The sequence below is a fragment of the Bradyrhizobium sp. WYCCWR 12699 genome (assembly GCF_032144035.1).
Classification (GTDB): Bacteria; Pseudomonadota; Alphaproteobacteria; order Rhizobiales; family Xanthobacteraceae; genus Bradyrhizobium.
Genome location: NZ_JAVTJN010000003.1, coordinates 82,140 through 107,567 on the forward strand (window position 1 = coordinate 82,140; position 25,428 = coordinate 107,567).

Sequence of the window (25,428 nt, forward strand, 5' to 3'; positions counted from 1 at the left end):
CGATCCCGATCGACATTTCGAACTCCCTGTTTTGCAATGATGGCAGGCGTTGTCATCGTGCCCGCAGATCCGACAAAAAGCGCTGCGCACGCGGATGCTGCGGCGAGCCGAAGAACGCGCTCGGCGACGCCGATTCCAGCAGGCGCCCGGCATCCATGAACCAGACACGATCAGCGACATCGCGTGCGAAATTCATCTCATGGGTGACGCACATCATGGTCATGCCATCGCGAGCAAGTCCCCGCATCACCGCCAGAACTTCGCCGACCATCTCCGGGTCGAGCGCGCTGGTCGGCTCATCGAACAGCATCGCCGGCGGCTCCATGGCCAGCGCTCGCGCGATCGCGACACGCTGCTGCTGGCCGCCGGACAGCTGCGCCGGATAGTTCTGCGCCTTGCTGGAAAGGCCTACCCGGTCGAGCAACTGAAGCGCGATCTCCCTTGCCTTGCTCCGTTTGATGCCGTTCACCTTCACAGGCGACAGCATCACATTGTCCAGCACGCTGAGGTGTGGAAACAGATTGAAACTCTGGAAAACGAAGCCGATACGGCTGCGCAGGTGGTTCATTGCCAAGCTGCTAATCTTCGCATGAACATTCTGTCCGTCGAAGCGCAGCACTCCGGATTGGATCTCCTCAAGCCGGTTGACGGTGCGGATGAGCGTCGACTTGCCAGAGCCCGAGGGGCCACATACCACGACCACCTCGCCCTTTTTCACCTCCGCGTTGATGTCGACGAGGGCGGGCAGCGAACCGTAGAACTTGTTGATGCCAATGAATTCAATCATCGGAGTTGCCGTACTGTTCGAGGCCTGGTTTGACATGATCATGTCCTCGATGCGGCTGCCAAAGCCGGCGCTGCAGCACCATCCATCGACCTGGCGCGCCGAACGGCAATCCGACGTTCGAGCGTGCTGGCCAGCTTAGTGAGAGTCCAGCAGACGACGAAATAGATGATGGCGAGTATGAAGTAGACTTCGAACGGCTTGGTCAGAAGCCGGTTGTTGATCTGTCCCGCCGCGAAGGTCAGCTCTGGCACGTTGATGATGTAGCCCAACGTCGTCTCTTTGATGGTGGAGACGAACTGGCTGATGATGCTCGGGATCATGTTGAACAGCGCCTGCGGCAGGATCACGTAGCGCATCGCGCCGAGGTGGCTGTGGCCGAGCGCCCGCGCCGCGTCCATCTGCCCTCGCGGCAATGCCGTGATTCCGGCTCGCACGATCTCACTGAGAAAGGCCCCCTCGTAGATGACCAAGGTGGCGAGCATGGTCACGAAGCCGGGAACGCTCTCGCCGATCAGGAGCGGCAGCAGGAAATAGACCCAGAGGATGATCAGCAGCAGCGGAACGCCGCGCACGACATAGACCAGCGCCGTCGCCGGCCAGCGCAGCACGGGCCAAGGCGATAGACGCGCGAGCGCCATCGCCACGCTGAGCGGGAATGCCAGCGCAATTCCAAGAATCGACAGGATCAGGGTCGCGGCGATCCCGCCGAGCGGGCCGTTCGGAAACTGGCCGACCAGCAGCAGCAGCCAGTTGTCGCTGACGATGCCTATCATGTTGAACAGGAGCGTCATGTCAGAGCGCTCCCGCCATGCGGCTGCGCCGCTCGAAATAATAGCCAAGCCACATCAGGAGCAGCGAGCACACGAGGTAGAAGACGGTCGCGATCAGGTAGGTCTCGAAAGCGCGGAAGCTCTGGTTTTCGACCTCCTTCACCGCATGCGTGAGCTCGGTGACGCCGATCGCCATGGCAAGACTGCTGTTCTTGAACAGCGACACCGTGTGGTTCACCAGCGCCGGCATCGCATTTCGGACCGCCTGCGGCAGCAGGATGTAAGTCATCGCGCCGAGATAGCTGTGACCCAGCGCGCGAGCGGCCTCCCACTGGCCCTTGGGCACGGCGCGCAAGCCCGACCGATGGTCTTCGCTGAAATATGCGGCCTGACACAGTCCGAGCGCGATCACCGCGAAGATTGCCTCGCCGTTCTGATCGGACAGCCAGACCTGGAGCCGCTCGGGCAGCAGGCTGGAGACACCGAAATACCAGAGCATCAGCTGCACCAGTGTCGGCACGTTGCGGTGATAGGCAACGTAGGCCTCGACCAGGGCGTCGGCGATCCGGCCCGGCAGCATTCGAATTGCAAGGAGGGTGATACCGAGGCTCATGGCGAGCAGCCAGGAGCCTGCGAAGATGATGAAGGTCATCTTCACCCCGTGGACGAGCATGCGGCTGAACTCGGGGTTCAGCAGGATCGCCATGAGGTCGAAGCCCTTCATCGCACCCTCCGCTCTAGGTGACGGCTGGAGGGCTGGCGGGGTGCTCGGGACGGACCGTCGACAGTCCGCCCGGCACCTGCAGGGTCGGTGTGATCTCGATATGGCCGATGTTTACCGCCACTGGCGCGGCAATGGCGAAAGCGATCGTGTCGGCGATGTCCTCCGGTTTGGGCAGCTCGAATCCGTCGATGAAGGCAGCGCGGGTCGCGGCGGAGTCGCCGTGGACGTGAGCGAAGATATCGGTCTCGACCCGCCCCGGGCAGATCTCGGTGATGCGAACACGCTTGCCGAAGGCATCGATCCGGAGCTGACGGGACAGCATGCTGACCGCCGCCTTGGTGGCGTGGTAGGTCGAGTTGCCGCCGAAATTATAGGCGCCGGCGATTGAAGTGATGTTCACGACGTGACCGCGGTCGCGCGCCACCATGCCGGGCACGACGAGGCGGCACAGATGCAGGACGGCCCCCAGATTCACGCCGAGCAGTAGCTCGATATCCTCGGCATCCGCCTGCAGGAATTTCTTGGGCCGGTCGACGCCGGCGCAGTTGACGAGAACGTCGAATTCGACGCTGCCGGCGAGCTTGGTAAGCGCAGGCAGATCGCGAACGTCGACGGCATGGGGAATGCAGCCGGTGCGATCTGCCAGCGCCTTCAGTGGATCGGCGCTACGCGCCAACGCGTGCACCTGCAGTCCCTCGCGCGCCAGGCGCTCGACGACGGCGAGGCCGATGCCTGACGAGGCGCCGGTGACGAGAGCCGTCCTGTAGTCGGAAAATGGCATCTGAGTCCTCGCTGTTCTCCAGAGGCTACCGACGGAGCAGTTCCGCCGCCAAGATGGAATCACTTTGGCGGGATAAGGGGCGCTTATGATGGGCCACGCCCGGGGCCGCCGGCGATCAGGTGCGACACCGGCGCGATCTCGCCACCGGCGGTCTCGATCGCCGCACGGATCGTCCGGGCGAACTCGACCGCGCCCGGGGTGTCGCCATGCAGCAGGATCGATGTGGCCTGCATCGGCAGCGCCCGGCCGGTCGCGGTGATGACGACGCCGTCGCAGAGCAGGCGCTGCACCCGTTCGAGCACGAGCGCCGGGTCGTGAATGACCGCGCCGGCCGTGCCCCGTGGCACGAGCAGTCCGTCATCGTCGTAGGCGCGATCCGCGAGGAAAGTGGTGGCGACGCGCAGGCCGCAGGCCGCCGCCGCCCCCTCGATGGCGCGGCTGGTCGACGATACGATGAGGAGCTCTCGATCGAAGGCGGCGACAGCGCGGACCAGCGGTTCGGCGAGTTTGGCGTTGGCGGCCACCATGTTGCCCAAGGCGCCGTGGAAACTCATGTGGGTCATGCGGTAACCGGCTGCGCGGACGATCCCTGCAAGCGCGCCGAGCTGATAGGTGACCATCGCCGCGAGCTCGGTAGGATCGATGTGCATCGCCCGGCGGCCGAAGCCCTGGCGATCCGGGAAGCCGACATGGGCGCCGACATCGACACCCCGCGCCTTTGCCGATTCCACGGTGCGCTGCATGATCAGCGGGTCGCCCGCGTGAAAGCCGCAGGCGATGTTGGCCGACGAGACGAGGCCGAGCAGAGCGTCGTCGTCGCCCATGGACCAGGGACCGTAGCCCTCGCCCAGATCCGCATTGAGATCGATCTTCATTCGGCGTCACTCCCGTGCGGCTGCAATCCGATCAGCGGCGCGCCGTATCCCACCGTCGCGCCATGCTCGGCGAACGTCTCGACCACCATGCCGTCCTCCGGGGCCGGGACCGGAAGCAAGAGCGGTCCGATCTGGAGAAAGGCGAGCGGCGTGCCGGCCGCAACTTCGTCGCCGACGGCGACCGATGGTTGCGAGCGCAATGGATGGCGGTCGAGGTAGAGACCCGGCACCGGTGCCCGAATGATCTGCGTGGGGGAAGAAGACAGCGCCGCCGTCGCAGCCTCGATCATTTCGACTTCGACTCGGGCGCCGTCATGCCGCAGGCGCAGCACCCCGGCTGGGCCTTTCAGCTCGAGCAGGCCGATGTCGGTCGCCGCGAGGAAGGCGCAGAGCTGGTCGACATGGTCGAGCGGGTTGGTCATCGCACCGCTCCCTGGTTGCAGTAGAGCTCGACCAATCGGCGGGCGTTGCTCAGCCAGCGCCGGGTCGCCGCCGACGCGTCCAGCGCCTCGTCCCAGCTGCACAGCACGAAACGAATCCGGCTGCCGATGGGAGCCTGGCCGAGGCGCCAGAGGTCGGCGTCGATGACGGTGCCGATCTTGGGATAGCCGCCCGATGGCTGCGCATCGCGCATCTGGATGATCGGCTGGCCGCCGTGGGGGACCTGGATCACGCCTGGGACAATGCCGTGGGAGCGCAGCTCCATGGGTCGCTGCGGCCTGAGTTCGGGGCCGGCGAGACGATAGCCGTAGCGGTCGCTCTGTGACGTAATCTTCCAAGGCTCGGACCATAGCGCCTCGTGGGAAGACGGCGTGAAGCTATCGTATTCGGCAGCCGGCAGCACCCGCACGGCGGTCAACCCGTCCACCTCCAATGGCAAGGCGAGGCCGGGCGGCGTGATGCCGAAGCCTGTCTTGGCGCGACCGGGGGGCTCGGCAATTGGCAACCGATCGCCGTCGCGCAGCGGACGGCCCTCTAACCCGCCGAAGGCGCCGCGCAGCTGGGTACTGCGTGAGCCGAGCACCGAGGGAACATCGATCCCGCCCGCGATGCACAGGTAGACGCGGCTGGCGCGCCAGGTCGCAGTTGAGGGAACGGCGAGCGAGAGGACCTGGCCGGCATCGGCGCGGTGCGCCCACCATGGTAGCACTGGCGCCTCGTCGAGCCGCGGCGCGCAATCCGCGCCGGTCACGGCGAACACCGTCGAATGGGTGAAGCGGACGCGGAACGGGAACAGCGGTATCTCGAGGGCTGCCGCATTCTCCTCGTTGCGCAGCAGGATGTTTCCAGCGGCGAGCGCCAACGGGTCCATCGCACCCGATGTCCCGACGCCGAGGTTGAGCGCGCCGGTGCGGCCGAGATCTTGCACCGTGGCGAGCGCGCCGGCCGACAGCACCTCGATCATCGCAGCACCCGGATGGTTTTGAAGCGGATGCAGTCACCGGGCTGCAGCAGCGCTGGCGGCGTGCGCTCGACATCGAAGAATGCGACCTCGGTGCTGCCGATCGTATTCCAGCCGCTCGGCCCATCGGAGGCAGAGACGCCGGTCTGACTGCCGCCGATGGAGACGGCGCCGCGTGGGATGCGCAGCACCGGCACCTTGCGCCGCGGCGTCGCGATGCGCTGGTCCATGCCACCGAGATAGCAGTACCCGGGATGGCTGCCGAGGGCGTAGACGGTGTAAGTCGGTGCGCTGTGGATCGCGACGATATCGTCGACGCTCAATCCGGTGTGGGCCACGACATCGGCCATGTGCGGGCCGCCGTCGCCGCCATAGACCACCGGCAGATCAAGGCAGCGCCCGGCGACAGGAAGCGGCTCGAGGGCGTGCCACAGCTCGATCAGTCTGTGCTCGATTTGTCCCCGGTGCCGCGGCGGCTCGGCGAAAGCGATCATGAGGTTGTTCATGCCCGGCACGGCCTCCCGAACGCCGGGCAGACGGCCCGCCTCCAGCGCCAGGGCCCAGATGCGGCACTGCGTCGTCAGCGAGGTCTCGCCCGGAGCTTCGAACAGCAGCGCGGTCGTTCCCAGCAGGCTGAGTTGTGGCAGGTCCGTCGTCATGCCTTGCCGCTCCCGCACAACTGCTGCTCGAGATGGTGAATGCTGACGCCGCCCCTGATGAACGCGGCATCCCTGACGAGCCGCCGGTGCAGCGGCAGGTTGGTCGCGATTCCTTCCACGCGCATTTCGTCGAGGGCGATGCGCAGCCGGTCCAGGGCCTCGGCGCGATTCGCGCCGTGCACGACGAGCTTGCCGATCAGCGAGTCGTAATATGGCGGCACGCGATATCCGCTGCTGGCATGGCTATCGATGCGCACGCCGGGGCCGCCGGGGAGCTCCCAGGCGGTGATCACACCGGGGGACGGCACGAACGTGTCGGGATCTTCGGCGTTGATCCGGCATTCGAAGGCATGACCGCGGCAGACGATGTCGGCTTGCGCGAACGGCAGCGCCTCGCCCTGAGCCACACGAATCTGCGCCTCGACGATATCGATCCCAGCGGTCATCTCGGTGACGGGGTGTTCGACCTGCAGGCGCGTATTCATCTCGATGAAGTAGAACGCGTCATCCTCGACGAGGAACTCGAACGTGCCGACGCCGCGGTATTCGAGCTGCCGGCAGGCCTCCGCGCAGCGCTCGCCGATCTGCGCCAGCACGTCCTGGTCCAGTCCCGGTGCCGGCGCCTCCTCCAGCACCTTCTGGTGCCGTCGCTGCAGCGAGCAATCGCGGCTGCCGAGCCAGACGGCATTGCCATGGGTATCGGCAATCACCTGGATCTCGACATGTCGCGGCCGGCGCAGGAATTTCTCGATGTAGATCGCGCTGTTGGCGAAGCCGCGCCGCGCCTCTTCCCGCGTCACGGCGATCGCATCGATGAGGCCAGCCTCGCTCTCCACCATGCGCATGCCGCGTCCACCGCCGCCGCCCGCCGCTTTCAGGATCACGGGGTAGCCGATCTGCCGCGCGGTTGCGCGCGCGAGATCGAGGTCGTCGCCGAGCGCCGCATCCGGACCGGGTACGCAGGGAACGCCGGCGGCGCGCATCGCCCGCTTGGCCGCGACCTTGTCGCCCATGACGCGCATCACCGCGGCCGTCGGGCCGATGAAGGTCAGGCCGGCAGCTTCGACCTGCTCGGCGAAGCCAGGGTTCTCGGACAGGAACCCGTAGCCCGGATGGATCGCCTCCGCTCCGCTGACCTCGGCGGCGAACAGCAACGCCGTCTGGTTGAGATAGCTCTGCGCTGCCGCGGCCGGCCCGATGCAGATGGCCTCGTCGGCATGATGCACGTAGGGCGCATCGCGATCGGCCTCCGAATGGACGACGATGGTGCGCAGCCCGAGCCGCCGGCAACCACGCTGGATGCGCAGCGCGATCTCGCCCCGGTTGGCTATGAGGACCGAGCCGAACATGTGCCTACCTGATCCGCATCAGTTCTTGCCCGGCCTCGACCTCCTGCCCGGTGGAGACGAGAATTGCGATCACGGCGCCGTCCCGATCGGCACGGACCTCGTGAAACATCTTCATGGCTTCGATGACGCACAATGTCGTGCCGGCGGTGATCGCCTGGGCCACCGTGACGAAGGGCGGCGCGTCAGGATCGGGCTGCAGATAGGCAACGCCAAACAGCGGCGCGACGACGCCATCCGCCGCGGCGTTGACCGGTGCCGGTTGCGCAGGCTCGGGACGGCTCGGGGGGCGCGCCGTGGCGGCGACCACTGGCACCGCCGGCCGCGATTCGGTCGGCTGCGGTCGGCGCACCAGCCGCAATGACATGCCGCCCTGGCTGAACTCCATCTCGGCCAGATCGGAAGCCGCCATGGCGTCAATCAGTGACTTGATACGATCGAGATCCATGCTCCGGCCGTTCGTCGAGGTCGGCGCCCGCGGCGTCGCTACCTACCGACGAACGCTACCGCTGGCGGTCTTCCCCGACCAAGACGGTTTGGCTTTGCCCATATAAGAGAGCGCTATGACGCTTTCTGCGCCCGCTCCTCGGCGACGACGAGATTGCCAGGCAGCCCAGCAACGAGCTCGAGCAGGATTTCCTTGATGGCCTGGGCCGGCTCCGATAGCGGCAAATGATCGGACTGGCACAATGCCAACGGCGCCTCGATGATCGGATCGACGATGCGGGACTGCCAGCCGCCGCAGGAGCCCGCCACCTGTCGGGCCATCGATTCCGGCAGGATCGTCGCGCCGAGCCCGTCGGCGATCACCGCCGTCAATGTGCTCGCCGATTCGATTTCCGCGACGACCTTCGGCGCCTGACCGATCGCCGCAAAGGCTTCGTTCACCATCTTGCGCACGACGTTGTAGGGACGGGCGAGATAGAGATCCATGTCGGCCAGCGCTGGCACGCTGATCTCGCCCGGCGGGGCCATCATGCTGGCGGGGCCGACCACGTAGAGCTGTTCGCGCAGCAGCGGCACGAACGAGAGGCCATGAACGGCCGTCTTGCCGCCGTAGAGCACGGCGAGATCCATCCGGCCGTTCATGACGAGCTCCGAGAGCGTCGTTCCGTAGGTCTCGTTGAGGTAGAGCAGGATGCCAGGGTGGCGGGCGCGCACGGTCCGCAGCAGCGGCAGCGCGAGTCCGGCCGCGGCCGTTCCAGGCGCAAGTCCGACGGCGACCGCACCGGAGATGCTCTTGGCCGCCGCGCTCATATCGGCGCGCGCCTGCTCGCATTGACGCAAGATGAGCTGCGCGTGGCGATACAGCACCTTGCCCGCTTCCGTGGGCACGACGCCGCTTTTGGTGCGCACCAGGAGCTGCTGGCGGACCTCGCCCTCCAAGGTCGCGAGCTGCTGGCTGAGCGCCGGCTGCGCGACATGGAGCACATCGGCGGCCTGCGTCAGGCTGCCGACGTCGACGATCTTCACGAAATACTGAAGACGCCTCAGATTCACCTTGTCCCTCGGATCGATCGGCGCAGCGGCCTTCCCGGCTGCGCGGCATTCAACGGGGCGCCGAGGAGGAATCCAACCATAAGATATGCCTATCAGGCCAGATTGAACTCGTGTTGGTCAGCGCCGGCGGCTGTCTTTAGCGTCGCACCTCTCCAGACCGGGGTCAATTGCCATGAACCGTTCTCGTATTTCCGCGCGCGTCAGACGCATCAAGCCTTCGCCCAGCACGGCGGCTGCGGATCGGGCGAGCGCGCTCAAGCGCGAGGGCAAGAGCATCGTCAGCCTTGTGGTCGGCGAGCCGGATTTCGACACGCCCGCGCATATTCGCACTGCCGCCGTCTGGGCGATGGAGAAGGGAGAGACGCGGTACACGGTGCTTGCCGGCACGCTGGAGCTGCGCCAGGCGATCGTCGCCAAGCTGAAGCGCGAAAACGGCCTCGTCTACGATCCCGCGGAGATCGTCGTCACCAACGGCGCCAAGAGCGCCATTTACAGCGCGCTCGAAGCGACCCTCGAGGCCGGCGACGAGGTGATCATCCCAGCGCCCTATTGGGTGTCCTATCCGGACATGGTGCTCGCCTGCGAAGGAATACCTAAGATCGTGGCCTGTCCGGAAAGCCAGAGCTTCAAGATCTCGCCGGCCCAGCTGGAGGCGGCGATCTCGGAGAAGACGCGCTGGCTGTTGATCAACTCGCCATCGAACCCGACCGGCGCAAGCTATTCCGCAGCGGAATATCGCGGGATTGCCGAGGTTCTCGCCCGCCATCCGCATGTGCTGGTCATGACCGACGACATCTACGAACACATCCGTTTCGACGGCGAGAGTACGCCGCATCTGCTCAACGCAGCACCCGAGCTGCGTGAGCGCGTCCTCGCCATCAACGGCGTATCCAAGACCTATGCGATGACCGGCTGGCGCATCGGCTGGATCGCCGGCCCCGCGGACCTCGTCGGCGCGCTGAATACGCTGCTGTCGCAGGCCTCGGGCAATGCCTGCTCGATCAGCCAGGCGGCGGCGGTCGCGGCGCTCACCGGCGACCAGAGCTTCGTTGGCGAGACCGTTGCGACTTATCGGGCGCGTCGCGATCGCACGCTCGCGCGTATCAACGCGATCCCCGGGCTGAGTTGCCGGCCGCCCGACGGAGCGTTTTATCTCTACGTCAATTGTGCAGGCCTGATCGGCCGGACAACGCCGGCCGGGACTCGCCTCGAGAGCGACAGTGACGTCGTGATGTACTTGTTGGAGGCGGCCGGCGTGGCCGTCGTCCAGGGCACCGCCTACGGTCTGTCGCCATTCTTCCGTGCCTCGATCGCGACATCGCAAGCGGCGCTCGACGAAGGCACGGATCGCATCGCCCGTGCAGTTGCCGAGCTGCACTAACCTGAAATTGATCGAAAGCATCCTCCATGACCAATCCCGGAATCGTCAGAAACCCCTCCGCTCCCCAGGTCGACCCGTCCACCGTCGCCAAGCTGCGGAGCATCGCGGTGGCGCTGCTGAGCGATCAACTGCACCGCAACTGCGGCAGCATCGGTCTTCGCGCCTACCATTCGCCCGCCCCCATGGCCGGCACGGCGGTGACCGTGAAGACGCGTGGCGGGGACAACCTCGCCATTCTGCGCGCCTATGATTTCTGCCGGCCCGGAGACGTCATGGTGGTCGATGCCGGCGGAGACACTACCAACGCTCTGGTCGGTGGCATCATGACCTTCGCCGCCGCTTCGCTGGGTCTCGCCGGCATGGTGCTCGATGGCGCCATTCGGGACGCGGCCGAAATCGGCGCACGAGCTTTTCCCGTTTATGCCCGCGGCGTGAACCACCGCGGCCCCTACAAGGACGGTCCAGGGGAGATCAACGTGCCGATCACGGTCGGCGGTATGGTGGTCAATCCGGGAGACGTGATCGTCGGGGACCAAGATGGACTTCTCGCCTTCCCGCCCGGTCTTGCCGCAAGCGTGATCGAGAAGGCGATGGCTCAACATCAGAAGGAGGAGGCGACGATGCAGGCCATTCGCGAGGGCCGCTGGGACCGTTCCTTTGTCGACGCGCTGGAAGCGCGCTGCGCCAATTGAGCGCGTTTCTGCCTCTGTTAAAGCTTGCTGCGGCGTCTTCACGCCAGAACAACCGCAGAGCCAGGTGAACTCTTGAGATAAGGACACCGGGCGGAGTCACGGATATGCGCTCTTGAGATCATGGCTCGCGGCGCAGCCCGGACAGCGAAATCGCAACCCCGGCCGCTACCAACCAGCCAGTTCGCAGGTACTTCCTGCAGGCTGGAAACGCCGCACCAAAACGTGAAGCGTGCCAATGTCCTGGTTACTCGGCAGCGCTCCCTACTTCACCAACGCACAGCCGCCCTCCACCATTGGCCGGAACGCCTGGTCTGCCGGGATCGTCGAAACAAGCTTGTAATAATCGTACGGATATTTCGTCTCCTCCGGCTTCTTGACCTCGAACAGGTACATCGGATGCACGACGCGGCCATCCTGACGGATCGCGGTATCGCCGAAAAGCCTATCGTGGCCTTTGAACGTCTTCATCTGCGGCACGACGTCCTTGGCGTTGTCGCTGCCAGTAGCGGCGACCGCGTTGAGGTAGGCGAGCGTGGAGGCGTAGACGCCGGCTTGATTGCCGCTCGGCATTTTGCCGTTCATGCCGGGGCGTGCCGCAAAGCGTTTGGCGAAGGCACGGGTGTCGTCGTTCATGTCCCAGTAAAAAGCCTCCATGAGTTGCAGTCCTTGAGCGACCTTCAATCCCATTCCGTGGACGTCGTTGATGAAGAGGAGGAAGGCAACGAGCTTCTGTCCGCTCTGCTGGATACCGAACTCAGCCGCCTGCTTCACCGCGTTGATGGTGTCGCCGCCTGCATTGGCAAGCCCGATCACCTGGGCTTTCGAGCCCTGCGCCTGAAGCAGGAAGGAGGCGAAGTCAGAAGTGCCGAGTGGATGCTTGGAGGAGCCGATCACCTTGCCGCCATGCGCCTCGATATATTTCTGCGCTTCCGCCTCGATGCCTTTACCGAGCGCGTAATCGACGGTGAGGAAGTACCACTCCTTGCCGCCGTGCGACATCATTGCCGCCGCCGTGGTGTTGCCGGTCGCCCAGGTGTCGTTGACCCATTGGATGGTGTTGGGCGAGCAGGCCTTGCCGGTTAGGTCGGCGCTCGCGGTGGAGGACGCCAGGAACGTCATCCGGCTGTCGCGTAGCACATTGTTGATGGAAAGGCCCACCGCCGAGTTCGGCACGTCGACGATGGCATCGACACCTTCAACATCGAGCCATTTTCGCGCAATGGCCGAGCCGACGTCCGCCTTGTTCTGATGATCGGCGTAGACGATTTCAACCTTGACGTCCTTGCCGCCGCCGGCGAAATCTTCCGCCGCCATGCGTGCGGCTTCGACCGAGCCCATGCCGTTGGTGTCTTGGAATATGCCGGAGATGTCGTTGAGCACGCCGATACGCACGACGCCATCCGAAATCTCCGCGTTCGCGGCGCCGACCCAAAAGCTTGCGGCAAGCGCAATGGTCCACCCCAGGTGCTTCATTCTTTGTCCTCCCTCACTCCCGCGAGTCGGTCGTTGCCGAAAACTGGAACCTAGACCTGCCGCTCCGGCAGACGCAGCACGAGACCGTCGAGCTCAGACGTGATCCTGATCTGGCAGGACAGCCGGCTCGTCGGCCGCCGCTCCGCGGCGGTGCCATCGAGCAGCGCGTCCTCGTCGTCGCGGACGGCCGGCAATCGCGCCAGCCAGGGCGTCGTCGACATAGACATGGCAGGTCGCGCACATGGCGTTGCCGCCGCACTCGGCGAGGATGCCGTCGAGGCCGTAGCGGGTTGCCGCCTGCATCGCACTCTCCCCGTCGCTGGCGTCGAGGTGATCGCTATTGCCGTTGGAATGAACGAAAGTAATGGCTGGCATCAAAGGTCCTCGTCAGGCCGGGGTGATGGATATCGGCAGGCTCTCTAGCCCGCGCAGCGTGTTGTTGTAGCGGCGCTCGACGGGACCGGAGATTTCGATCGATGCAACCCTTCGCGCGATCGCGGACAGCACCACCTCACCTTCGAGCCGCGCTACCAACTGGCCAACGCACATGTGAATGCCGGAGCCGAAGCCGACATGGCCCGAAGTCTTGCGGGTGATGTCGTAGCGATCGGACTCGATCCAGCGGCGCGGGTCGCGGTTCGCCGCGCCGAGGAACATCAGGACCTTCTCGCCCTCGCCGACGCGCGTGCCGCCGATCTCGACCTCGCGCGTCGTGGTGCGGAAGAAGGTCTGCACCGGGCTTTCGAAGCGAACGGCTTCCTCGAAGGCGTTGCGCGCCAGCGACGGATCGGCCCGCAGCCGCGCGAATTCCTTCGGAAAGCGTGCCAGGCAATAGAGAGCGGCTCCGATGCCATAGACTGTGGTGTCGAGGCCTGCGGACAGCAGTGAGCGCACGAGCAACGGCGCCTCATCCGACGTGATCTCGCCAGTGTCGGAGAACGCATGGATACAGGCGCCAAAGCCGCCAGGCTTAAGATTCGGTCGCTGGCACTGCTCGGCGACATAGGCCTGGTGCGGCGCCGATCGCTCGATTGCGGTCTGACGTAGCTCGTTTGGCGGGCCGAAGGCATTGAAGACGAGACCAGCATAAGGAATCAGGTGCTCGCGCCCTTCCGCCTTCAGTCCGAGCGCATCCGGAAATACAGACAACGGATAGGCCTCTGCGAGATCGGCGACCGCATCGAATTTGCGCCGCTGCAGCAGCTCGTCGATCTTGGCTTCGGCCGCCAAAGCGAAGCCGTCGCGGATCCGCTTCATGGTCGCGGGCGACAGCACCTTTGACAGCACGGCGCGGGTGCGGGTGTGCGCGGGGGGATCGGCCTCCAGGATCAGGCTCGGCGGCCGCCAGGGCTTTTCCTTCTTGAAGTCGGAAAGACCGACGCCGCGGCTGGAACAGAAGGTCTGGGGATCGTTGAGGACTGAATAGACCTCGGCATAACGCGCCACGCCGTAGACGTTCCATTTATCGAGATAGACGACAGGGCCGGCCTCTCGCAGCCTTTCATGGGTCGGATAGGGATCGTCGAAGAACGAGATCGCGAAGGGGTCGACGTCAAGGTGTGGAATGGCCATTGGACCGGCGGTCGAAGCACAGGCGCTCGGTACAGTCATTGCAGTCCTCGCAAATTTGGGCTTGTGAAGCGTTCGCGCATGTCCTTATTTCTGGAGCAGCGCATGAAGCGAGCCCCGACGTGATGCAGCCACCGACCAGCAAATCGAGACACAACACCGCGACTGAAGGCGATGCGCCGCTGCTCGATCTCGACCGCTACATCCCGGCTCTGATCACCTTCATCGCCAATAAATTGTCCAAGAGCGCGAACGCGTTCTATCAGCCCGCGTTCGGCGTCAACGTCACCGAGTGGCGCATCATTGCCCTGCTCGCAATCGAGCCAGGCATTCCGGCCGCCCGCATCTGCCACGTCATCGGCTTCGACAAGGGGCCGGTGAGCAGGACGCTCGCCGCCATGGAGAAGCGAGGCCTGATCGCGATCCGCATCGACCCGAATGACGGCCGCACCCATTCGATCTCCCTGACAGCGAAGGGGCGCACCACCCACGACAAGGTGATCGCCGTGGCGCTTGGGCGCGAGCGGCGGCTGCTGTCGTGCCTTTCCAGGGATGAGCAGGAAATACTGATCGGGCTGCTGCGCCGTTTGCATGAAAATCTCGGCGCGGTGACGGATACCGATAGCTAAGCCAGGGCGCACAGCACGATGTGCACGCAAGGCTTCGTTACCTTCACGCTTGCGCCGGCGTTTGCTGGCGATACCATCCCTGCCGAACATCGGTCCTCCCAGGAAAGGCGTAGCGGTTGTCCCGCCATCTTCCCTTGCGCGAAGGTTCGCATGAATTAGTTGCCTAGGCAACAAAAAACCTTTGCCTCCGGCTTGAACCCTCCCTTCCTTATTCGCGAACCTCTCCTGGTTCGCGGATAGGCGGCAACCGCTTATAGACCCTTTGTCGATTGCGAGGGGCCGACAATCCGCCGTCTGGCAGAGCATCCTGGCAGCGCGCGCGGCGAGATGCTCAATGTCGAGCCATCGGAAAGGATCGCTACTAACATAGAGGCCAAGTTCGAGACGGCGCTAGCGGTTTAATGTCAACCCGGGACTGCCGAGAGGATGAAGAGATAAAGTCCGTAAATGCGAGAGCGAAGGGAGCCGCCGTCATTGGGAGCTTGCTGGCTCGCGCAGCGTATCTACCGGGTCGCACCCAAGCGGCACGACCGAGGAGAGCAGCGCGCTGCTAGGGGCGGTCGAGACACCCCCGGTATCGATTCTCCGGACCATCCTTAGAAAAAAGACGCATTCAAATGGCGAAGGGTAGCTGACCTCTCGCTAGCCAGCGGCGGCGACTGTTCCATAGATGGTCAAGAGGCCAAGTCCCATCGCGATGTTTCCGATAACGAACTGCAAAGACCGGTTGACCCAAGTTAAGGTTCGGGCTGAGATGACTAAGGGAACCGCAATCAGCGACGACAGTGCGGCCATCCCCATCATCGAGCCCATACCAAATAGTAACACGTAAAGTATCCCCGCTAGATGGTTCGGCGCTTGTGAGACGGTTAAGACGAGGAGCGCGGCTGAGCCTGCCATCCCATGCATGAGCCCGACCGCCAGCGTCCGCCAGCGCGCACCATGGTCATGATCATGCGCGCGCGCCTCAGGGCGCCAAATTTCGCTCTTGTGACTAGGAGCACGAAAATCTGAGATGTGATGGTGAACATGGACACGTTCGCGCCATAAGCGCCATATGACGTTGCTTCCTAACAGAATCAACATGAAGCCGACGGCCGCCTCTAGCGGTTGCGAAACGCCCGGCGGAATTGCATATCCGAGCACCAAAGCCGCCCCGGAGAACAGGAACAAAGTGATGGTGTGTCCAATTCCCCACGTCAACCCATGCTTGACGATCTCGCCCACATCGCTGCGGCGCGCCGCAATGCTCGATACCGCCGCAATGTGATCGGCCTCGAGCGCGTGCTGCATGCCCAGCAGCAGTCCCAGCCCCAATATTCCGAACATGGCAAGATCCAATCATCAAGAGGGAAATACGGTGTCCTTCAGCAACTTGCTTTGCCGTCGTATCCAACCGTACCACTCCTCAAATCCTGCGCCGTTTCTGGCCGAGACCTGCAGAACCTCGATGGCCGGGTTGACGTCTCTGGCGTATGCCACCGCGCGATCGACATCGAAATCCACATGCGGAAGCAAGTCGAGCTTGTTCAAGATCATGAGGTCAGCCGACCGGAACATGTGAGGATATTTGATCGGCTTGTCCTCTCCCTCGGTCACTGAGAGGATGACGACCCTTGCATGTTCGCCAAGGTCGAACATCGCAGGACAAACTAGATTTCCGACATTCTCGATCATCACGATCGATTCCGGCGGTGGACGCAGCTCTGAAAGAGCGCGCGCAATCATGTCGGCCTCGAGATGGCAACCCGTGCCCGTATTGACCTGGACTGCTGGGGCGCCTGCGCGTCGAATTCGCTCCCCATCATTGGCCGTCACCTGGTCTCCTTCGATGACGAAGAGATTGACCTCGTGATGAAGGTCGCCAATGGTTCGCTCCAGCAGCGTGGTCTTGCCGGCGCCGGGCGAGCTTGCGAGGTTCAGGGCCAGGATTTCGCGACCGGCGAACCAGGCCCGGTTCCTTGCTGCCAAAACGTCGTTCTTGGCGAGGATCCGGGCTTCCAGATCGAGCACCAGGCCCGCAGCTTCGTCATGATTGGTATGCCCGTGTTCGTGGGCATGGTCATGCGAATGTCGGCGTCCATGATGTCCGTGATCATGATGGTCATGATGATGGTGATCATGGCCGTGTCCAGCGTGAGAGTGGACGTGGGCGGGATCATGGTCATGCGAATGGGCGTGAGCAACGCCATCCGCGTGGACATGGAAATGATCATGCAGGTGCTCACCGGTCTCCCCACCGCCCAGGCTCGCTTCATGTCCGGTCTGGAGATTGATCACCGTGGCACCCGCCTTGGCGCCGCAACCGCAATGTCCGCACATCAGGCAGCCTCCCCTTCGATCTCCATGCTTCTGATCTTCAATTCCTCGCCCTGAAGGCGCGTAAACTGCCGCGAGCCACAAGGGCACGGCGCAAACAGGCTCGCCTGCTCGAATTCCGAACGACACGTCGCGCACAGCGCTCGCCCGGCCACGCGCCTGATGTCGAGCGCTGTGCCGTCAAGAGGCGTCCCGCGGGCGACGGTCTCGAAGCAGAATGCGATCGCCTCTCCCATCACGCCGGAGAGATCTCCAACATCGACGGTGATGCGGCGGACCTTGCGGCCCTTGGCGGCATCGCTGACGATCGCCACGATGTTACGGGTGATGCCGAGCTCGTGCATGGGTCCTCTCAGCAGATCCGAGGCAGCTGTTCGCCGACGAGCATGTCGACCATTCGGTGTCCGCCAAAGCTCGTCCGCATCATGACGCGGCTATCCTGGTCCGAGGTGATCCGGCCGATACGGGCGGCATCCAAACCCAGTGGATCTCGCCGCATGGCAGCCAGCGCGGCTTCGGCCTGATCGGGGGGAACGATCACGACGATCTTGCCCTCATTGGCGAGATAGAGCGGATCGAGCCCAAGCACCTCGCAGAACGCCTTCACTTCCTCGCGGATCGGCGTCATGCCCTCCTCGATCTCGATGGAGACCCCCGAGCCGTCCGCGATCTCGTTCAGCACCGTCGCGACGCCGCCGCGCGTCGCGTCCCGAATGAAGCGAGTGCCCGGTGCGGCGGCGAGGATCGCGCCGATCAGCTCGTGCAGACAGGCGCAATCGCTGGCGATCGGCGTCTCGAGCGCCATGTCGCCGCGGGCGCACAGGATGGCGGCACCGTGGTCACCCAGCAGTCCGTTCACGAGGACGGCGTCGCCGGCGCGGGCCTTGTCCACGCCGAGCGCGAGCGAGGCAGGGATCGCGCCTACGCCCGTGGTCGTGATGAAGATCTTGTCGCACGCTCCCCGTGGCACGACCTTGGTGTCGCCCGTGACGATCTGCACCCCCGCTTGCGAAGCCGTTCGCGCCATGGAAAGCGCGACCTGTCGCAAGAGATCGATCTGCACGCCCTCCTCGATGATGACCGCGCAGGACAGATACATGGGCACCGCCCCGCCGACGGCGAGATCGTTCACCGTGCCGCAAACCGCGAGCTTTCCGATATCGCCGCCCGGGAAGAACAGGGGATCGACCACGAAGGAGTCGGTCGTAAAGGCGAGCCTGTCGCCATGGGCTGCGAAGACCGCCAGATCGAACCGCGCCTGATCCTCGAGCGGCTCACAGGCGTGCTCGCCGAAGGCCGTCAGAAACACGTCGTCAATCAGGTCCTTCATGGCTTTGCCGCCGCCGCCATGAGCCAGCGTCACCGAGCTGACATTGACTTTGCCGCGCGTGCGCGTCTTGACGAAGGGGACGAAATTCATACGACCTCCGCTTGGCGCTTTTGGCCGCCATACTGGTAGTAGGCAGCACAGGCTCCTTCGGAGGACACCATCAGTGCTCCGAGAGGCGTTTCCGGCGTGCATGAGGTGCCGAACACCTTGCATTGCCACGGCTTGAGTGCGCCCTTCAGCACCTCGCCGCACTGGCACGATTTCGGGTCGGCGATCCTGACGTTGGGAATCGCGAATTTGCGCTCCGCGTCGAAATGCACATAAGCATCGCGCAGGCGCACGCCGGAATGATCGATCGATCCAAGCCCGCGCCACTCGAAGAACTCGCGCAATTCGTATACTTGGGCCACCGCGCGCAGCGCCGCGTTGTTGCCCTCGCTCGGCACGACGCGGGCATACTGGTTCTCGACCTCGACCCGCCCCTCCGCGATCTGCTTCAGCAGCATCCAGATAGACTGGAGGATGTCGAGCGGCTCGAAGCCGGCGACCACCATCGGCTTGCGATAGAAATTGGCGATGAACTCGTAAGGAGCCGTGCCGATCACCATCGACACGTGGCCGGGCCCGAGGAAGCCGTCGAGCTGCAGGCCGGGACTGTCGAGGATCGCCTTGATGGTCGGAACGATCGTGATGTGGTTGCAGAACACGGAGAAGTTCCGGATCCCCTCGCTCTCCGCCTGCAGGATCGTCAATGCGGTCGACGGCATGGTGGTCTCGAAGCCGAGGCCGAAGAAAACGACCTCGCGAGCGGGATTGCGCCGAGCGAGCTGGAGCGCGTCCATCGGCGAATAGACCATGCGCACGTCGGCACCATCCGCCTTGGCCTGCAGGAGGCTCTTCCGCGAGCCGGGCACGCGCATCGCGTCTCCGAAGGTTGTGAAGATGACCTTCGGGTTCTCCGCGATCGCGACGCAATCATCGACCCGTCCCATCGGCAGGACGCAGACCGGACATCCCGGACCATGAACCAGCTCGATAGCCTTGGGCAACATGCCCTCGAGCCCATAGCGGAAGATCGAATGGGTGTGCCCGCCGCAGACCTCCATCAGGTAAAGCGGCCGGCCCTCCGGAAGTTTCATGCCGGAAACCAGCGACTCGATCTCGCCGATGAGTACGCGCGCCTTTTCGCCGTCGCGGAATTCGTCGACATATTTCATGCCACGGCTCCCTTCGTTCGCGCCGATCCCCGGTCGTCAGCCAAGAGCGTGTGAACGAGATCCCAGAGGATGTGGTAGGCGGTTACATGGCACTCCTGGGTGCGATGGATCGACGTCGTCGGGACGACCAGGCAATGGTCGACGACACCCGCGGTTTTCATCTTTCCGCCGTCGCCGCCCGCAAGCCCAATGGTCACGAGGCCCATCTCCTTCGCCTTGGCAAAGGCGGCCATCAGGTTCGACGAATTGCCGCTGGTGGAGATGCCAATGAGCGCATCGCCTTTCCGCCCCTGGGCCACGATCTGGCGGACGAAGACGTGATCGAAACCGAGGTCGTTTCCGACCGCCGAGATCATCGCCAGATCGGCGACGAGGTTGGTTGCGGCCAGTGCGGGCCTGCCCGCCGTGATCGGGTGGACGAACTCCACGGCGACATGCGAGGCGTCGCAGCTCGAGCCGCCATTGCCCATCGAGAATAGCCGTCCGCCGTTGCGATAGACATCCGCGACCGTTTTCGCCGCGGCGATCAGCACCGCGGCGTTCTCGGCAAAGAAGCGCGCATTGGTGTCGCGCGAATCGCGTGCCTTCTCTTCGACCGAGAGCAGGAGGGCGGCATCCAGCCGCGCCGGCTCCTGCTGTCCGCCATGCAGAAACGGATAAAGTTCCTTCAGGTCGCTGTTGCCTGACATGGCGCTACCCTCCCGGCTCAGCTGCCGAACGCTTCATGGCTTCGATTTCAGCCTGTGCTTCACCCAGTTCTGTGAGAATCTTGAGCGTTTGCGCGGCTTCTTCCTCGTCGATCCGGCTCATCGCGAATCCGACATGGACGAGCACCCAGTCGCCGAGGCAGGCCGACGGCGGATGATCCTCGCTGACGATGCAGGCGATGTTGACCTGCCGCTTGACGCCGCTGACGTCGACGGTCGCAAGCTTTCTCGCTTCGTCGTCGATCCTTACGATCCGCCCGGGAATACCGAGACACATGACGGCTTTCCTTCCCTGAAGTCTTTGTTTGATTTCATCAGATGCGCAGCTCCAATGACGGCTTGGCCGAGAGCAAGTCCGCCATCGTTGGACGGAACGCGCGCATGTGACAGCACAGTGAACTGCTCGCGCTCCAGCCGGCGCACCACCTCCTCGAATAGGATGCGGTTCTGGAAGCAGCCGCCGGTGAGCGCGACGGTCGAGAAGCGTCGCTCGCCGTCCTCGGGGGAGCCGGCGAGCTTGCGTGTCATGGCGGCGATGGACTTGGCCAGCCCCTTGTGGAACCGTGCAGCCATCACCGGCGCCGGTGTCTTCAGGATCAGGTCACCCAGCACCGCATGCCACATCGCGAGCGGCTCGATATAGGGCAAACCCGTGCCGGCGAGATTGGGGATCGTCAGCGGATAGGCCAGCGCCTCGTCTTCATCGGCGAGAGTTTTCTCGTCGACCATGGCTTCCAGCCGCGCCGCCGCCTCGCCCTCATAGCTCTGCGCGTCCCGGCAGACATCGAGGGCGGCGGCCATGGCGTCGAACAAGCGCCCGCAGGATGATGCTGGCGGAGCGTTGATGCGGTTGCGCGCCATCGAATCCAGCAGCGCGCGCGGCTTTGCCGCCAAATATGAATGGAGCTCGAGCTCGGCGAAATTCATTGTCAGCTCGGCCCAGCTCATCTCCGCCATGAGATGCGCATAGAGATTGCGCCAGGGCTCGCGCACGGCCTGGACGCCGCCAAGCATCGGGATCGGCTTGAACGTACCGGCCCGCGTGTAGCCGACATAGTCGGCGAGCATGAACTCGCCGCCCCAGAACGTCGCGTCCTCGCCCCATCCGAGACCATCGAGAACGATCCCGAGGACCGGACGGCCGTCGAGCGCATATCCGTTCTCGGCAAGACAGGCCGCCACATGGGCGTGATGATGCTGCACCTCCATCAAAGGCAGCGTCCCGCCCGCCAGGTGCTCGCGCGCGAGCTTGGAGGACAGATATTCGGGGTGCATGTCGGCGATCACTGCCGTAGGCTCGTGCTCGAAGAGCGCGGCATAGAGCGATAGGTTCTTCCTGTAATCGTCGAATGTCGCGACATCCTCCAGGTCGCCCTGATGCTGGGACAGGATCGCAGCGCCGTCCTTGAGCAAACAGAACGTGGCCTTCAGCTCCCCGCCCATGGCGAGCAGATCGGGCGCTTTCGCGAACCCCCTGGGCAGGGCGATCGGCGCCGGTGCGTATCCTCTGGCGCGACGCAGGAGCCGCGGCCCGCCCGCCACCACCCGGACCACAGAATCGTCGACACGGTTGGCGATGCGCCGATCGTGGGTGAGCGCGAACGTCGCAATCCCCGCGAGGCGCTCCGTCATCTCCGTATCGCCCGTCACCTGCGGCTCGCTCGACAAATTGCCGCTGGTCATGACGACCGGCCGGTCCATCCGCCGCAGCAGCAAGACATGCAGCGGCGTCGTCGGCAGCATGAAACCGAGCGTCCGCAATCCCGGTGCAATCTCGTCAGGCAGGTGCTCCGGCCCATTCGCATGCAGGAGCACGATGGGGGCCGCCGGGCTTGTCAACGCGACCAACTCGTGTTCGGCGAGATCGCAGAACCGGCGGATAACGTCAACGTCCCTGGCCATCAGGGCAAACGGCTTGCCGTCCCGCTGTTTCAGTTTGCGCAGCCTCCTGACCGTGTCGGCCTGGGTGGCGTCACAGGCGAGCTGGTAGCCGCCGAGCCCTTTGACGGCGACGATTTCGCCCTTCTGGATCAGGCTGCACGCCGCATCCACATCGTCAAGCATGGAAAACTGCTCGAAGGTAAAGTGACGCCCGTCGAGCCTGACCAGCTTCGCCTTGGGCCCGCAGGCATGGCAGGCGATCGGTTCGGCGTGAAACCGCCGGTCGGAAGGGTCGCGGTATTCGCGGGCGCAGTCGGCGCACATTGCAAACGGCGACATCGCGGTCTTGGCGCGATCGTAGGGGATGCCGTCGACGATGCTCAGCCGCGGCCCGCAATTGGTGCAATTGGTGAAGGGGTAGCGGAAGCGGCGCGCAAAGGGATCGGTGGTTTCGCGCGCGCAATCGGCACAGAGCGCCGCGTCAGGTGAAATCTCGGTATGAGCCCCGCCATGTGCGCTCTCGACTATCGCAAAATCGTCGCGCAGCACGCCCGCATAGGCGGTGATCTCGATTGCCTCGATCTGGCTCAGCGGCGGCGGATCGCCAGCGATGCGGTCGACGAGCATGTCAATGATCGCCCGTTCTCCCTGCACGCGAACCAGAACGCCTTCTCCGTCATTCAGCACCTCGCCGCCAAGCCGCAGTTCCCGCGCGTGGCGCCAGACCGCCGGCCGGAAGCCGACGCCCTGCACACGTCCGCGAAACCGGATTTCAACGACCTCGACAGGGTTCTGCGGCGCGGCGAGGTTGAGCCTGCTCATGGTGTTTTGTCCCAGATCAGGATCCGGTTGTTGCCGGTGTCGGCGATCGCCAGAGTCCGACCGACTGCCGAAGCAGCATAAGGCCAGCACAGGCTGTCGCGACTTGCCGCGCGCCAGCGATTGTCACCTTTGTCGGCAAAGCCGTTCTGGGCCGCCAGCCCTGTGGCCGGCGCATCCATGGCGAGGTCCTGGAGATGGAAGCCAAGCAGCCGCGAATTTGCGGTATCGCAGACCACGAGCTGGCCATCCCAGATGACGAGACCATAGGGCATGCTCATCGCGCTCGAGGATGGATCGTACGAGCTGCGATTGTGATCGACGCCCGCGAAATCGTCCTGGCCCAGCACGAAATCGCACGGCGTCCCGCTGACGGTGGGGAAATGGCGCCATACCATGACGCGATTGTTGCCCGCGTCCGAGATCGCGAGTGCGCCGTCATGGCAGGCGATGCCGTGCGGCCACCGCATGCTGGTGGCACAGACGTCGCCGCCGGCATTGTCATCACGGGTGACGAAGTCTCTTTGGCCGAGGACCAGATCGGCCGGCGTGCCGTTGGCGGTCGGAATGCCGTTCCAGATCAGAACGCGGCGATTTCCGGTGTCGCAGACGATCAGCCTGCCCTGGAAGATCGCGACCCCGTAGCACCAATTCAGTGTGTCGGAGCGAGACACCGCTCTTCCGCGATTGGCTAGGCCTGAGACGAAGTCCGCCTGACCTAGAACCACATCGGCGGGCTGGTTCGAGGCGGATGGATAGCGATTCCAGATCAGGATCCGGTGATTCCATGCATCCGCCACGGCCAGGATGCCGTCTGCGGCAGCGACGCCGGTCGGGAAGTTGAGCGTGTCGGGGCCGATGTCGCGCTTGGCGTTGCGGCCCTCGCGCGAGAAGTCGGATTGACCGATCAGAATATCGGCGGGCGCTTGATCGGAGGACGGACAGCGGCTCCAGATCAGCAGCCGATGATGGCCACTGTCGCAGACGAACATGGGCCCGTTCTTGTCGAGACACACCCCACGCGGGCCGAACAACGTCTGGGCCGACGGAACGATCGATTGCACAAGTCCGTCCGGCGTGACCTCTCCACCCAGAATCACGCGGGCGCCGGCCGGCGAGAGAAACCGGCGTGGCACGTGGTTGTCGCGCATCCTAGCGCGCGGTCGGTCCAAGCGAATGGTTGCGGCTGAAGTGATCATGGCTATGCCGTTATCCTCACTTCAACCCTGGTTCCGATGATCCTGACCGCGTGCGGCTGCAGTTGCACCTCAGGCGCGGTCAGGCATTCGCCACTGGCGAGGTCGTATCTGAACCCATGATAGGGACAGGTGATGATGCCGCCCTGCACCTCGCCATCATGGATCGGAAGGCCGAGATGCGCGCAGGCATTCTCGAAACAGGAGATCGATTCCCCACTACGTGACAGGATGATCTTGCGTCCGCCCAATTCCATCGCGCGGACCAAGCCCTCCGGAAAATCCGCCCAAGCTCCCGCCGGTATCCACTGTCCTTCCGCATTCAGCGCGAAGGGGCTGATGAACCGAACGCCGCCTTCGCTCGCCGCGGCCAGCCCCTTGACCTGAATAACGTCGGTGATCTCGGGGCAGACATCCTGAAGCGCCTTCTTCACGCCGGCATGGAATGTCAGCGCCGAGGCGGGACAGCCGTCGCAGGCTCCCTTGAACCGAACCTCCACTGCCGGCGGGCGAACCGAGACGAGTTCGACATCCCCACCATGCGATTTCAGCATCGGCCGGACGCTTTCGAGTGCCTGCTCGACCCGCTCGTTGAGGGCCGCCCTCAAGAGGTTGTAGCGCCGCAGCACCGCGTAGACGAGCTCGTCCGAAGCTGCGCTCTTCATGGCGGCCAGCGCGGCGGGATCGGCCTTCAAGGCACGTATCAGGCGCCGGAACGCTTCCGCATTGAGCGCTTCGATCGCGATCTTGTAGGCGGAAACGACGCCCCGCTGCGTTTCATCCCAGGTCGCCACGACCGTTTCCAACCGCTCGATATCGCCGACAAAGCCGGCGAGATCCTCCCGAAGTGTTGGTGTCGATTCGTGAGCGTTCATGCGATCTCGCGCCGGCCGCGCTCCTCACCTATAGCGGAGGTTTCGGAAGAGATAAGGCTGCAAGCCCCCACCAATTGCTGCTGCCAGGGCTGAAGCCGCCCATATCGGCGCCCCGACCAGCGTAAGAATGATGAGCAGCATGGCTGTGACCGCCACCCCGATCGCAATTTGCCGGTAAGCCTTGGCTGGGTCTGCGAAAAGCTTTCCGCGGAAGAACAACAAGATGGAGTTCTGTGTCATTGCCCACATGTCATCTTCCTCAAGCGATGATCGAAAGAGCGATAAGGCCGACGAAAACGCCGGCAATTCCAGCCAACGGGCCGTAGAAACCACCGAGCAGCGCTGCGAGCTCATTTCCGAGCACTTTTCCGCCGACGATGAGGCCGCCGACCATTCCTCCTGCGATTGATGCAATCATCGCCAGACCGAGACTTAAGGCGAATATTGCCGGAGTAAGTGACACGCTCATTTGCAAGAACTCCTTCGATCCAGATTT

29 protein-coding genes and 1 pseudogene are annotated in these 25,428 nt (G+C 64.1%); 4 read left to right on the forward strand and 26 right to left on the reverse strand.

The window, feature by feature from the left end; translation table 11 throughout:
* Positions 1-52 precede the first annotated feature (52 nt).
* The 11 genes from RPS27_RS02440 to nac form a co-directional block, all read right to left on the reverse strand.
* Positions 53-823 (reverse strand): amino acid ABC transporter ATP-binding protein, encoded by a 771-nt coding sequence (locus RPS27_RS02440; RefSeq protein WP_373291654.1) that lies wholly within the window; start codon positions 821-823, stop codon positions 53-55.
* Positions 824-825: 2 nt separating this feature from the next.
* Positions 826-1,578 (reverse strand): amino acid ABC transporter permease, encoded by a 753-nt coding sequence (locus RPS27_RS02445; RefSeq protein WP_128930134.1) that lies wholly within the window; start codon positions 1,576-1,578, stop codon positions 826-828.
* 1 nt (position 1,579) lies between these two features.
* A complete protein-coding gene (locus RPS27_RS02450; protein ID WP_128930133.1) occupies positions 1,580-2,281 on the reverse strand; it encodes an amino acid ABC transporter permease in 702 nt (233 codons plus the stop codon).
* Between the two features lie 13 nt (positions 2,282-2,294).
* Complete coding sequence (locus tag RPS27_RS02455) at positions 2,295-3,062, reverse strand: SDR family oxidoreductase (RefSeq protein ID WP_128930132.1); 768 nt, start codon at positions 3,060-3,062, stop codon at positions 2,295-2,297.
* Positions 3,063-3,145: 83 nt separating this feature from the next.
* Entirely contained in the window at positions 3,146-3,937 is a 792-nt protein-coding gene (locus tag RPS27_RS02460) for a LamB/YcsF family protein (protein ID WP_128930131.1), read from the reverse strand.
* On the reverse strand, positions 3,934-4,359 hold the full coding sequence (locus tag RPS27_RS02465) for an acetyl-CoA carboxylase biotin carboxyl carrier protein (RefSeq protein WP_128930130.1): 426 nt from the start codon (positions 4,357-4,359) through the stop codon (positions 3,934-3,936). Before RPS27_RS02465 ends, RPS27_RS02460 begins: the two co-directional genes overlap by 4 nt.
* On the reverse strand, positions 4,356-5,342 hold the full coding sequence (locus RPS27_RS02470) for a biotin-dependent carboxyltransferase family protein (protein ID WP_128930129.1): 987 nt from the start codon (positions 5,340-5,342) through the stop codon (positions 4,356-4,358). Before RPS27_RS02470 ends, RPS27_RS02465 begins: the two co-directional genes overlap by 4 nt.
* Positions 5,339-5,998 (reverse strand): 5-oxoprolinase subunit PxpB, encoded by a 660-nt coding sequence (pxpB, locus tag RPS27_RS02475; protein WP_128930128.1) that lies wholly within the window; start codon positions 5,996-5,998, stop codon positions 5,339-5,341. The genes RPS27_RS02470 and pxpB overlap by 4 nt, the downstream gene beginning before the upstream one ends.
* Positions 5,995-7,347, reverse strand: a complete 1,353-nt coding sequence (gene accC, locus RPS27_RS02480) for an acetyl-CoA carboxylase biotin carboxylase subunit (RefSeq protein WP_128930127.1) — start codon at positions 7,345-7,347, stop codon at positions 5,995-5,997. The genes pxpB and accC overlap by 4 nt, the downstream gene beginning before the upstream one ends.
* 4 nt (positions 7,348-7,351) lie before the next feature.
* A complete protein-coding gene (locus tag RPS27_RS02485; protein WP_128930126.1) occupies positions 7,352-7,792 on the reverse strand; it encodes an acetyl-CoA carboxylase biotin carboxyl carrier protein in 441 nt (146 codons plus the stop codon).
* 113 nt (positions 7,793-7,905) lie between these two features.
* Positions 7,906-8,844, reverse strand: a complete 939-nt coding sequence (gene nac / locus RPS27_RS02490) for a nitrogen assimilation transcriptional regulator NAC (RefSeq protein WP_128930125.1) — start codon at positions 8,842-8,844, stop codon at positions 7,906-7,908.
* Between the two features lie 172 nt (positions 8,845-9,016).
* On the opposite strand from nac, the gene RPS27_RS02495 reads away from it, so the two are divergent.
* Positions 9,017-10,225 (forward strand): aspartate transaminase, encoded by a 1,209-nt coding sequence (locus tag RPS27_RS02495; RefSeq protein WP_128955156.1) that lies wholly within the window; start codon positions 9,017-9,019, stop codon positions 10,223-10,225.
* A 26-nt stretch (positions 10,226-10,251) separates the two neighbouring features.
* On the forward strand, positions 10,252-10,917 hold the full coding sequence (locus RPS27_RS02500) for an RraA family protein (RefSeq protein WP_128930123.1): 666 nt from the start codon (positions 10,252-10,254) through the stop codon (positions 10,915-10,917).
* Between the two features lie 261 nt (positions 10,918-11,178).
* Here RPS27_RS02500 and RPS27_RS02505 read toward each other — a convergent pair whose 3' ends face one another.
* The 3 genes and pseudogenes from RPS27_RS02505 to RPS27_RS02515 all read right to left on the reverse strand — a co-directional run bounded on the left by RPS27_RS02505 (position 11,179) and on the right by RPS27_RS02515 (position 14,001).
* Complete coding sequence (locus tag RPS27_RS02505; protein ID WP_128930122.1) at positions 11,179-12,390, reverse strand: ABC transporter substrate-binding protein; 1,212 nt, start codon at positions 12,388-12,390, stop codon at positions 11,179-11,181.
* 50 nt (positions 12,391-12,440) lie between these two features.
* Positions 12,441-12,765 (reverse strand): annotated as a pseudogene (locus RPS27_RS02510) (2Fe-2S iron-sulfur cluster-binding protein).
* A 12-nt stretch (positions 12,766-12,777) separates the two neighbouring features.
* Positions 12,778-14,001, reverse strand: a complete 1,224-nt coding sequence (locus tag RPS27_RS02515; RefSeq protein WP_128930121.1) for a cytochrome P450 — start codon at positions 13,999-14,001, stop codon at positions 12,778-12,780.
* 83 nt (positions 14,002-14,084) lie between these two features.
* On the opposite strand from RPS27_RS02515, the gene RPS27_RS02520 reads away from it, so the two are divergent.
* The gene (locus RPS27_RS02520) at positions 14,085-14,588 is read left to right on the forward strand and encodes a MarR family winged helix-turn-helix transcriptional regulator (protein ID WP_128930206.1); all 504 of its coding nucleotides are present in this window, start codon (positions 14,085-14,087) and stop codon (positions 14,586-14,588) included.
* 642 nt (positions 14,589-15,230) lie between these two features.
* Here RPS27_RS02520 and RPS27_RS02525 read toward each other — a convergent pair.
* Both RPS27_RS02525 and hypB read right to left on the reverse strand, forming a co-directional pair.
* Complete coding sequence (locus RPS27_RS02525) at positions 15,231-15,917, reverse strand: urease accessory protein (RefSeq protein ID WP_128930120.1); 687 nt, start codon at positions 15,915-15,917, stop codon at positions 15,231-15,233.
* Between the two features lie 15 nt (positions 15,918-15,932).
* The gene (gene hypB, locus RPS27_RS02530) at positions 15,933-16,601 is read right to left on the reverse strand and encodes a hydrogenase nickel incorporation protein HypB (protein WP_308421687.1); all 669 of its coding nucleotides are present in this window, start codon (positions 16,599-16,601) and stop codon (positions 15,933-15,935) included.
* 18 nt (positions 16,602-16,619) lie between these two features.
* On the opposite strand from hypB, the gene RPS27_RS02535 reads away from it, so the two are divergent.
* The gene (locus RPS27_RS02535) at positions 16,620-16,964 is read left to right on the forward strand and encodes a hypothetical protein (RefSeq protein ID WP_308421686.1); all 345 of its coding nucleotides are present in this window, start codon (positions 16,620-16,622) and stop codon (positions 16,962-16,964) included.
* On the opposite strand, the gene RPS27_RS02540 is transcribed toward RPS27_RS02535, so the two are convergent.
* From RPS27_RS02540 to RPS27_RS02585, 10 genes are all read right to left on the reverse strand, one after another.
* Positions 16,910-17,251: a hydrogenase maturation nickel metallochaperone HypA gene (locus RPS27_RS02540; protein WP_128930118.1), complete on the reverse strand. Its 342-nt coding sequence runs from the start codon at positions 17,249-17,251 to the stop codon at positions 16,910-16,912. The two genes, RPS27_RS02535 and RPS27_RS02540, sit on opposite strands and share 55 nt — an antisense overlap.
* An 8-nt stretch (positions 17,252-17,259) precedes the next feature.
* On the reverse strand, positions 17,260-18,327 hold the full coding sequence (hypE, locus tag RPS27_RS02545) for a hydrogenase expression/formation protein HypE (protein WP_128955154.1): 1,068 nt from the start codon (positions 18,325-18,327) through the stop codon (positions 17,260-17,262).
* Entirely contained in the window at positions 18,324-19,454 is a 1,131-nt protein-coding gene (gene hypD, locus RPS27_RS02550) for a hydrogenase formation protein HypD (protein WP_128930116.1), read from the reverse strand. The genes hypE and hypD overlap by 4 nt, the downstream gene beginning before the upstream one ends.
* Positions 19,451-20,143 carry an SIS domain-containing protein gene (locus RPS27_RS02555; protein WP_128930115.1) on the reverse strand — a complete coding sequence of 231 codons (693 nt, stop codon included), beginning with the start codon at positions 20,141-20,143 and terminating at the stop codon, positions 19,451-19,453. Before RPS27_RS02555 ends, hypD begins: the two co-directional genes overlap by 4 nt.
* 4 nt (positions 20,144-20,147) lie before the next feature.
* Positions 20,148-20,438, reverse strand: a complete 291-nt coding sequence (locus RPS27_RS02560; protein ID WP_128930114.1) for a HypC/HybG/HupF family hydrogenase formation chaperone — start codon at positions 20,436-20,438, stop codon at positions 20,148-20,150.
* Entirely contained in the window at positions 20,408-22,864 is a 2,457-nt protein-coding gene (hypF, locus tag RPS27_RS02565) for a carbamoyltransferase HypF (RefSeq protein WP_128955153.1), read from the reverse strand. The genes RPS27_RS02560 and hypF overlap by 31 nt, the downstream gene beginning before the upstream one ends.
* Entirely contained in the window at positions 22,861-23,997 is a 1,137-nt protein-coding gene (locus RPS27_RS02570; protein ID WP_232995560.1) for an NHL repeat-containing protein, read from the reverse strand. Before RPS27_RS02570 ends, hypF begins: the two co-directional genes overlap by 4 nt.
* 65 nt (positions 23,998-24,062) lie before the next feature.
* Entirely contained in the window at positions 24,063-24,932 is an 870-nt protein-coding gene (locus RPS27_RS02575) for a NifU family protein (RefSeq protein ID WP_128930111.1), read from the reverse strand.
* A 24-nt stretch (positions 24,933-24,956) separates the two neighbouring features.
* The gene (locus tag RPS27_RS02580) at positions 24,957-25,181 is read right to left on the reverse strand and encodes a hypothetical protein (RefSeq protein WP_128930110.1); all 225 of its coding nucleotides are present in this window, start codon (positions 25,179-25,181) and stop codon (positions 24,957-24,959) included.
* A gap of 10 nt (positions 25,182-25,191) precedes the next feature.
* Positions 25,192-25,401 carry a hypothetical protein gene (locus RPS27_RS02585; RefSeq protein WP_128930109.1) on the reverse strand — a complete coding sequence of 70 codons (210 nt, stop codon included), beginning with the start codon at positions 25,399-25,401 and terminating at the stop codon, positions 25,192-25,194.
* Between the last annotated feature and the right edge of the window lie 27 nt (positions 25,402-25,428).

Excerpts from the sequence above, each read along its gene's own strand:
- RPS27_RS02440 (WP_373291654.1), bottom strand. The coding sequence starts at position 823 with ATGTCAAACCAGGCCTCGAACAGTACGGCAACTCCGATGATTGAATTC.
- RPS27_RS02445 (WP_128930134.1), bottom strand. The coding sequence starts at position 1,578 with ATGACGCTCCTGTTCAACATGATAGGCATCGTCAGCGACAACTGGCTG.
- RPS27_RS02450 (WP_128930133.1), bottom strand. The coding sequence starts at position 2,281 with ATGAAGGGCTTCGACCTCATGGCGATCCTGCTGAACCCCGAGTTCAGC.
- RPS27_RS02455 (WP_128930132.1), bottom strand. The coding sequence starts at position 3,062 with ATGCCATTTTCCGACTACAGGACGGCTCTCGTCACCGGCGCCTCGTCA.
- RPS27_RS02460 (WP_128930131.1), bottom strand. The coding sequence starts at position 3,937 with ATGAAGATCGATCTCAATGCGGATCTGGGCGAGGGCTACGGTCCCTGG.
- RPS27_RS02465 (WP_128930130.1), bottom strand. The coding sequence starts at position 4,359 with ATGACCAACCCGCTCGACCATGTCGACCAGCTCTGCGCCTTCCTCGCG.
- RPS27_RS02470 (WP_128930129.1), bottom strand. The coding sequence starts at position 5,342 with ATGATCGAGGTGCTGTCGGCCGGCGCGCTCGCCACGGTGCAAGATCTC.
- pxpB (WP_128930128.1), bottom strand. The coding sequence starts at position 5,998 with ATGACGACGGACCTGCCACAACTCAGCCTGCTGGGAACGACCGCGCTG.
- accC (WP_128930127.1), bottom strand. The coding sequence starts at position 7,347 with ATGTTCGGCTCGGTCCTCATAGCCAACCGGGGCGAGATCGCGCTGCGC.
- RPS27_RS02485 (WP_128930126.1), bottom strand. The coding sequence starts at position 7,792 with ATGGATCTCGATCGTATCAAGTCACTGATTGACGCCATGGCGGCTTCC.
- RPS27_RS02495 (WP_128955156.1), top strand. The coding sequence starts at position 9,017 with ATGAACCGTTCTCGTATTTCCGCGCGCGTCAGACGCATCAAGCCTTCG.
- RPS27_RS02500 (WP_128930123.1), top strand. The coding sequence starts at position 10,252 with ATGACCAATCCCGGAATCGTCAGAAACCCCTCCGCTCCCCAGGTCGAC.
- RPS27_RS02505 (WP_128930122.1), bottom strand. The coding sequence starts at position 12,390 with ATGAAGCACCTGGGGTGGACCATTGCGCTTGCCGCAAGCTTTTGGGTC.
- RPS27_RS02515 (WP_128930121.1), bottom strand. The coding sequence starts at position 14,001 with ATGACTGTACCGAGCGCCTGTGCTTCGACCGCCGGTCCAATGGCCATT.
- RPS27_RS02520 (WP_128930206.1), top strand. The coding sequence starts at position 14,085 with ATGCAGCCACCGACCAGCAAATCGAGACACAACACCGCGACTGAAGGC.
- RPS27_RS02525 (WP_128930120.1), bottom strand. The coding sequence starts at position 15,917 with ATGTTCGGAATATTGGGGCTGGGACTGCTGCTGGGCATGCAGCACGCG.
- RPS27_RS02535 (WP_308421686.1), top strand. The coding sequence starts at position 16,620 with ATGATTGGTATGCCCGTGTTCGTGGGCATGGTCATGCGAATGTCGGCG.
- RPS27_RS02540 (WP_128930118.1), bottom strand. The coding sequence starts at position 17,251 with ATGCACGAGCTCGGCATCACCCGTAACATCGTGGCGATCGTCAGCGAT.
- hypE (WP_128955154.1), bottom strand. The coding sequence starts at position 18,327 with ATGAATTTCGTCCCCTTCGTCAAGACGCGCACGCGCGGCAAAGTCAAT.
- hypD (WP_128930116.1), bottom strand. The coding sequence starts at position 19,454 with ATGAAATATGTCGACGAATTCCGCGACGGCGAAAAGGCGCGCGTACTC.
- RPS27_RS02555 (WP_128930115.1), bottom strand. The coding sequence starts at position 20,143 with ATGTCAGGCAACAGCGACCTGAAGGAACTTTATCCGTTTCTGCATGGC.
- RPS27_RS02560 (WP_128930114.1), bottom strand. The coding sequence starts at position 20,438 with ATGTGTCTCGGTATTCCCGGGCGGATCGTAAGGATCGACGACGAAGCG.
- hypF (WP_128955153.1), bottom strand. The coding sequence starts at position 22,864 with ATGAGCAGGCTCAACCTCGCCGCGCCGCAGAACCCTGTCGAGGTCGTT.
- RPS27_RS02575 (WP_128930111.1), bottom strand. The coding sequence starts at position 24,932 with ATGAACGCTCACGAATCGACACCAACACTTCGGGAGGATCTCGCCGGC.
- RPS27_RS02580 (WP_128930110.1), bottom strand. The coding sequence starts at position 25,181 with ATGTGGGCAATGACACAGAACTCCATCTTGTTGTTCTTCCGCGGAAAG.
- RPS27_RS02585 (WP_128930109.1), bottom strand. The coding sequence starts at position 25,401 with ATGAGCGTGTCACTTACTCCGGCAATATTCGCCTTAAGTCTCGGTCTG.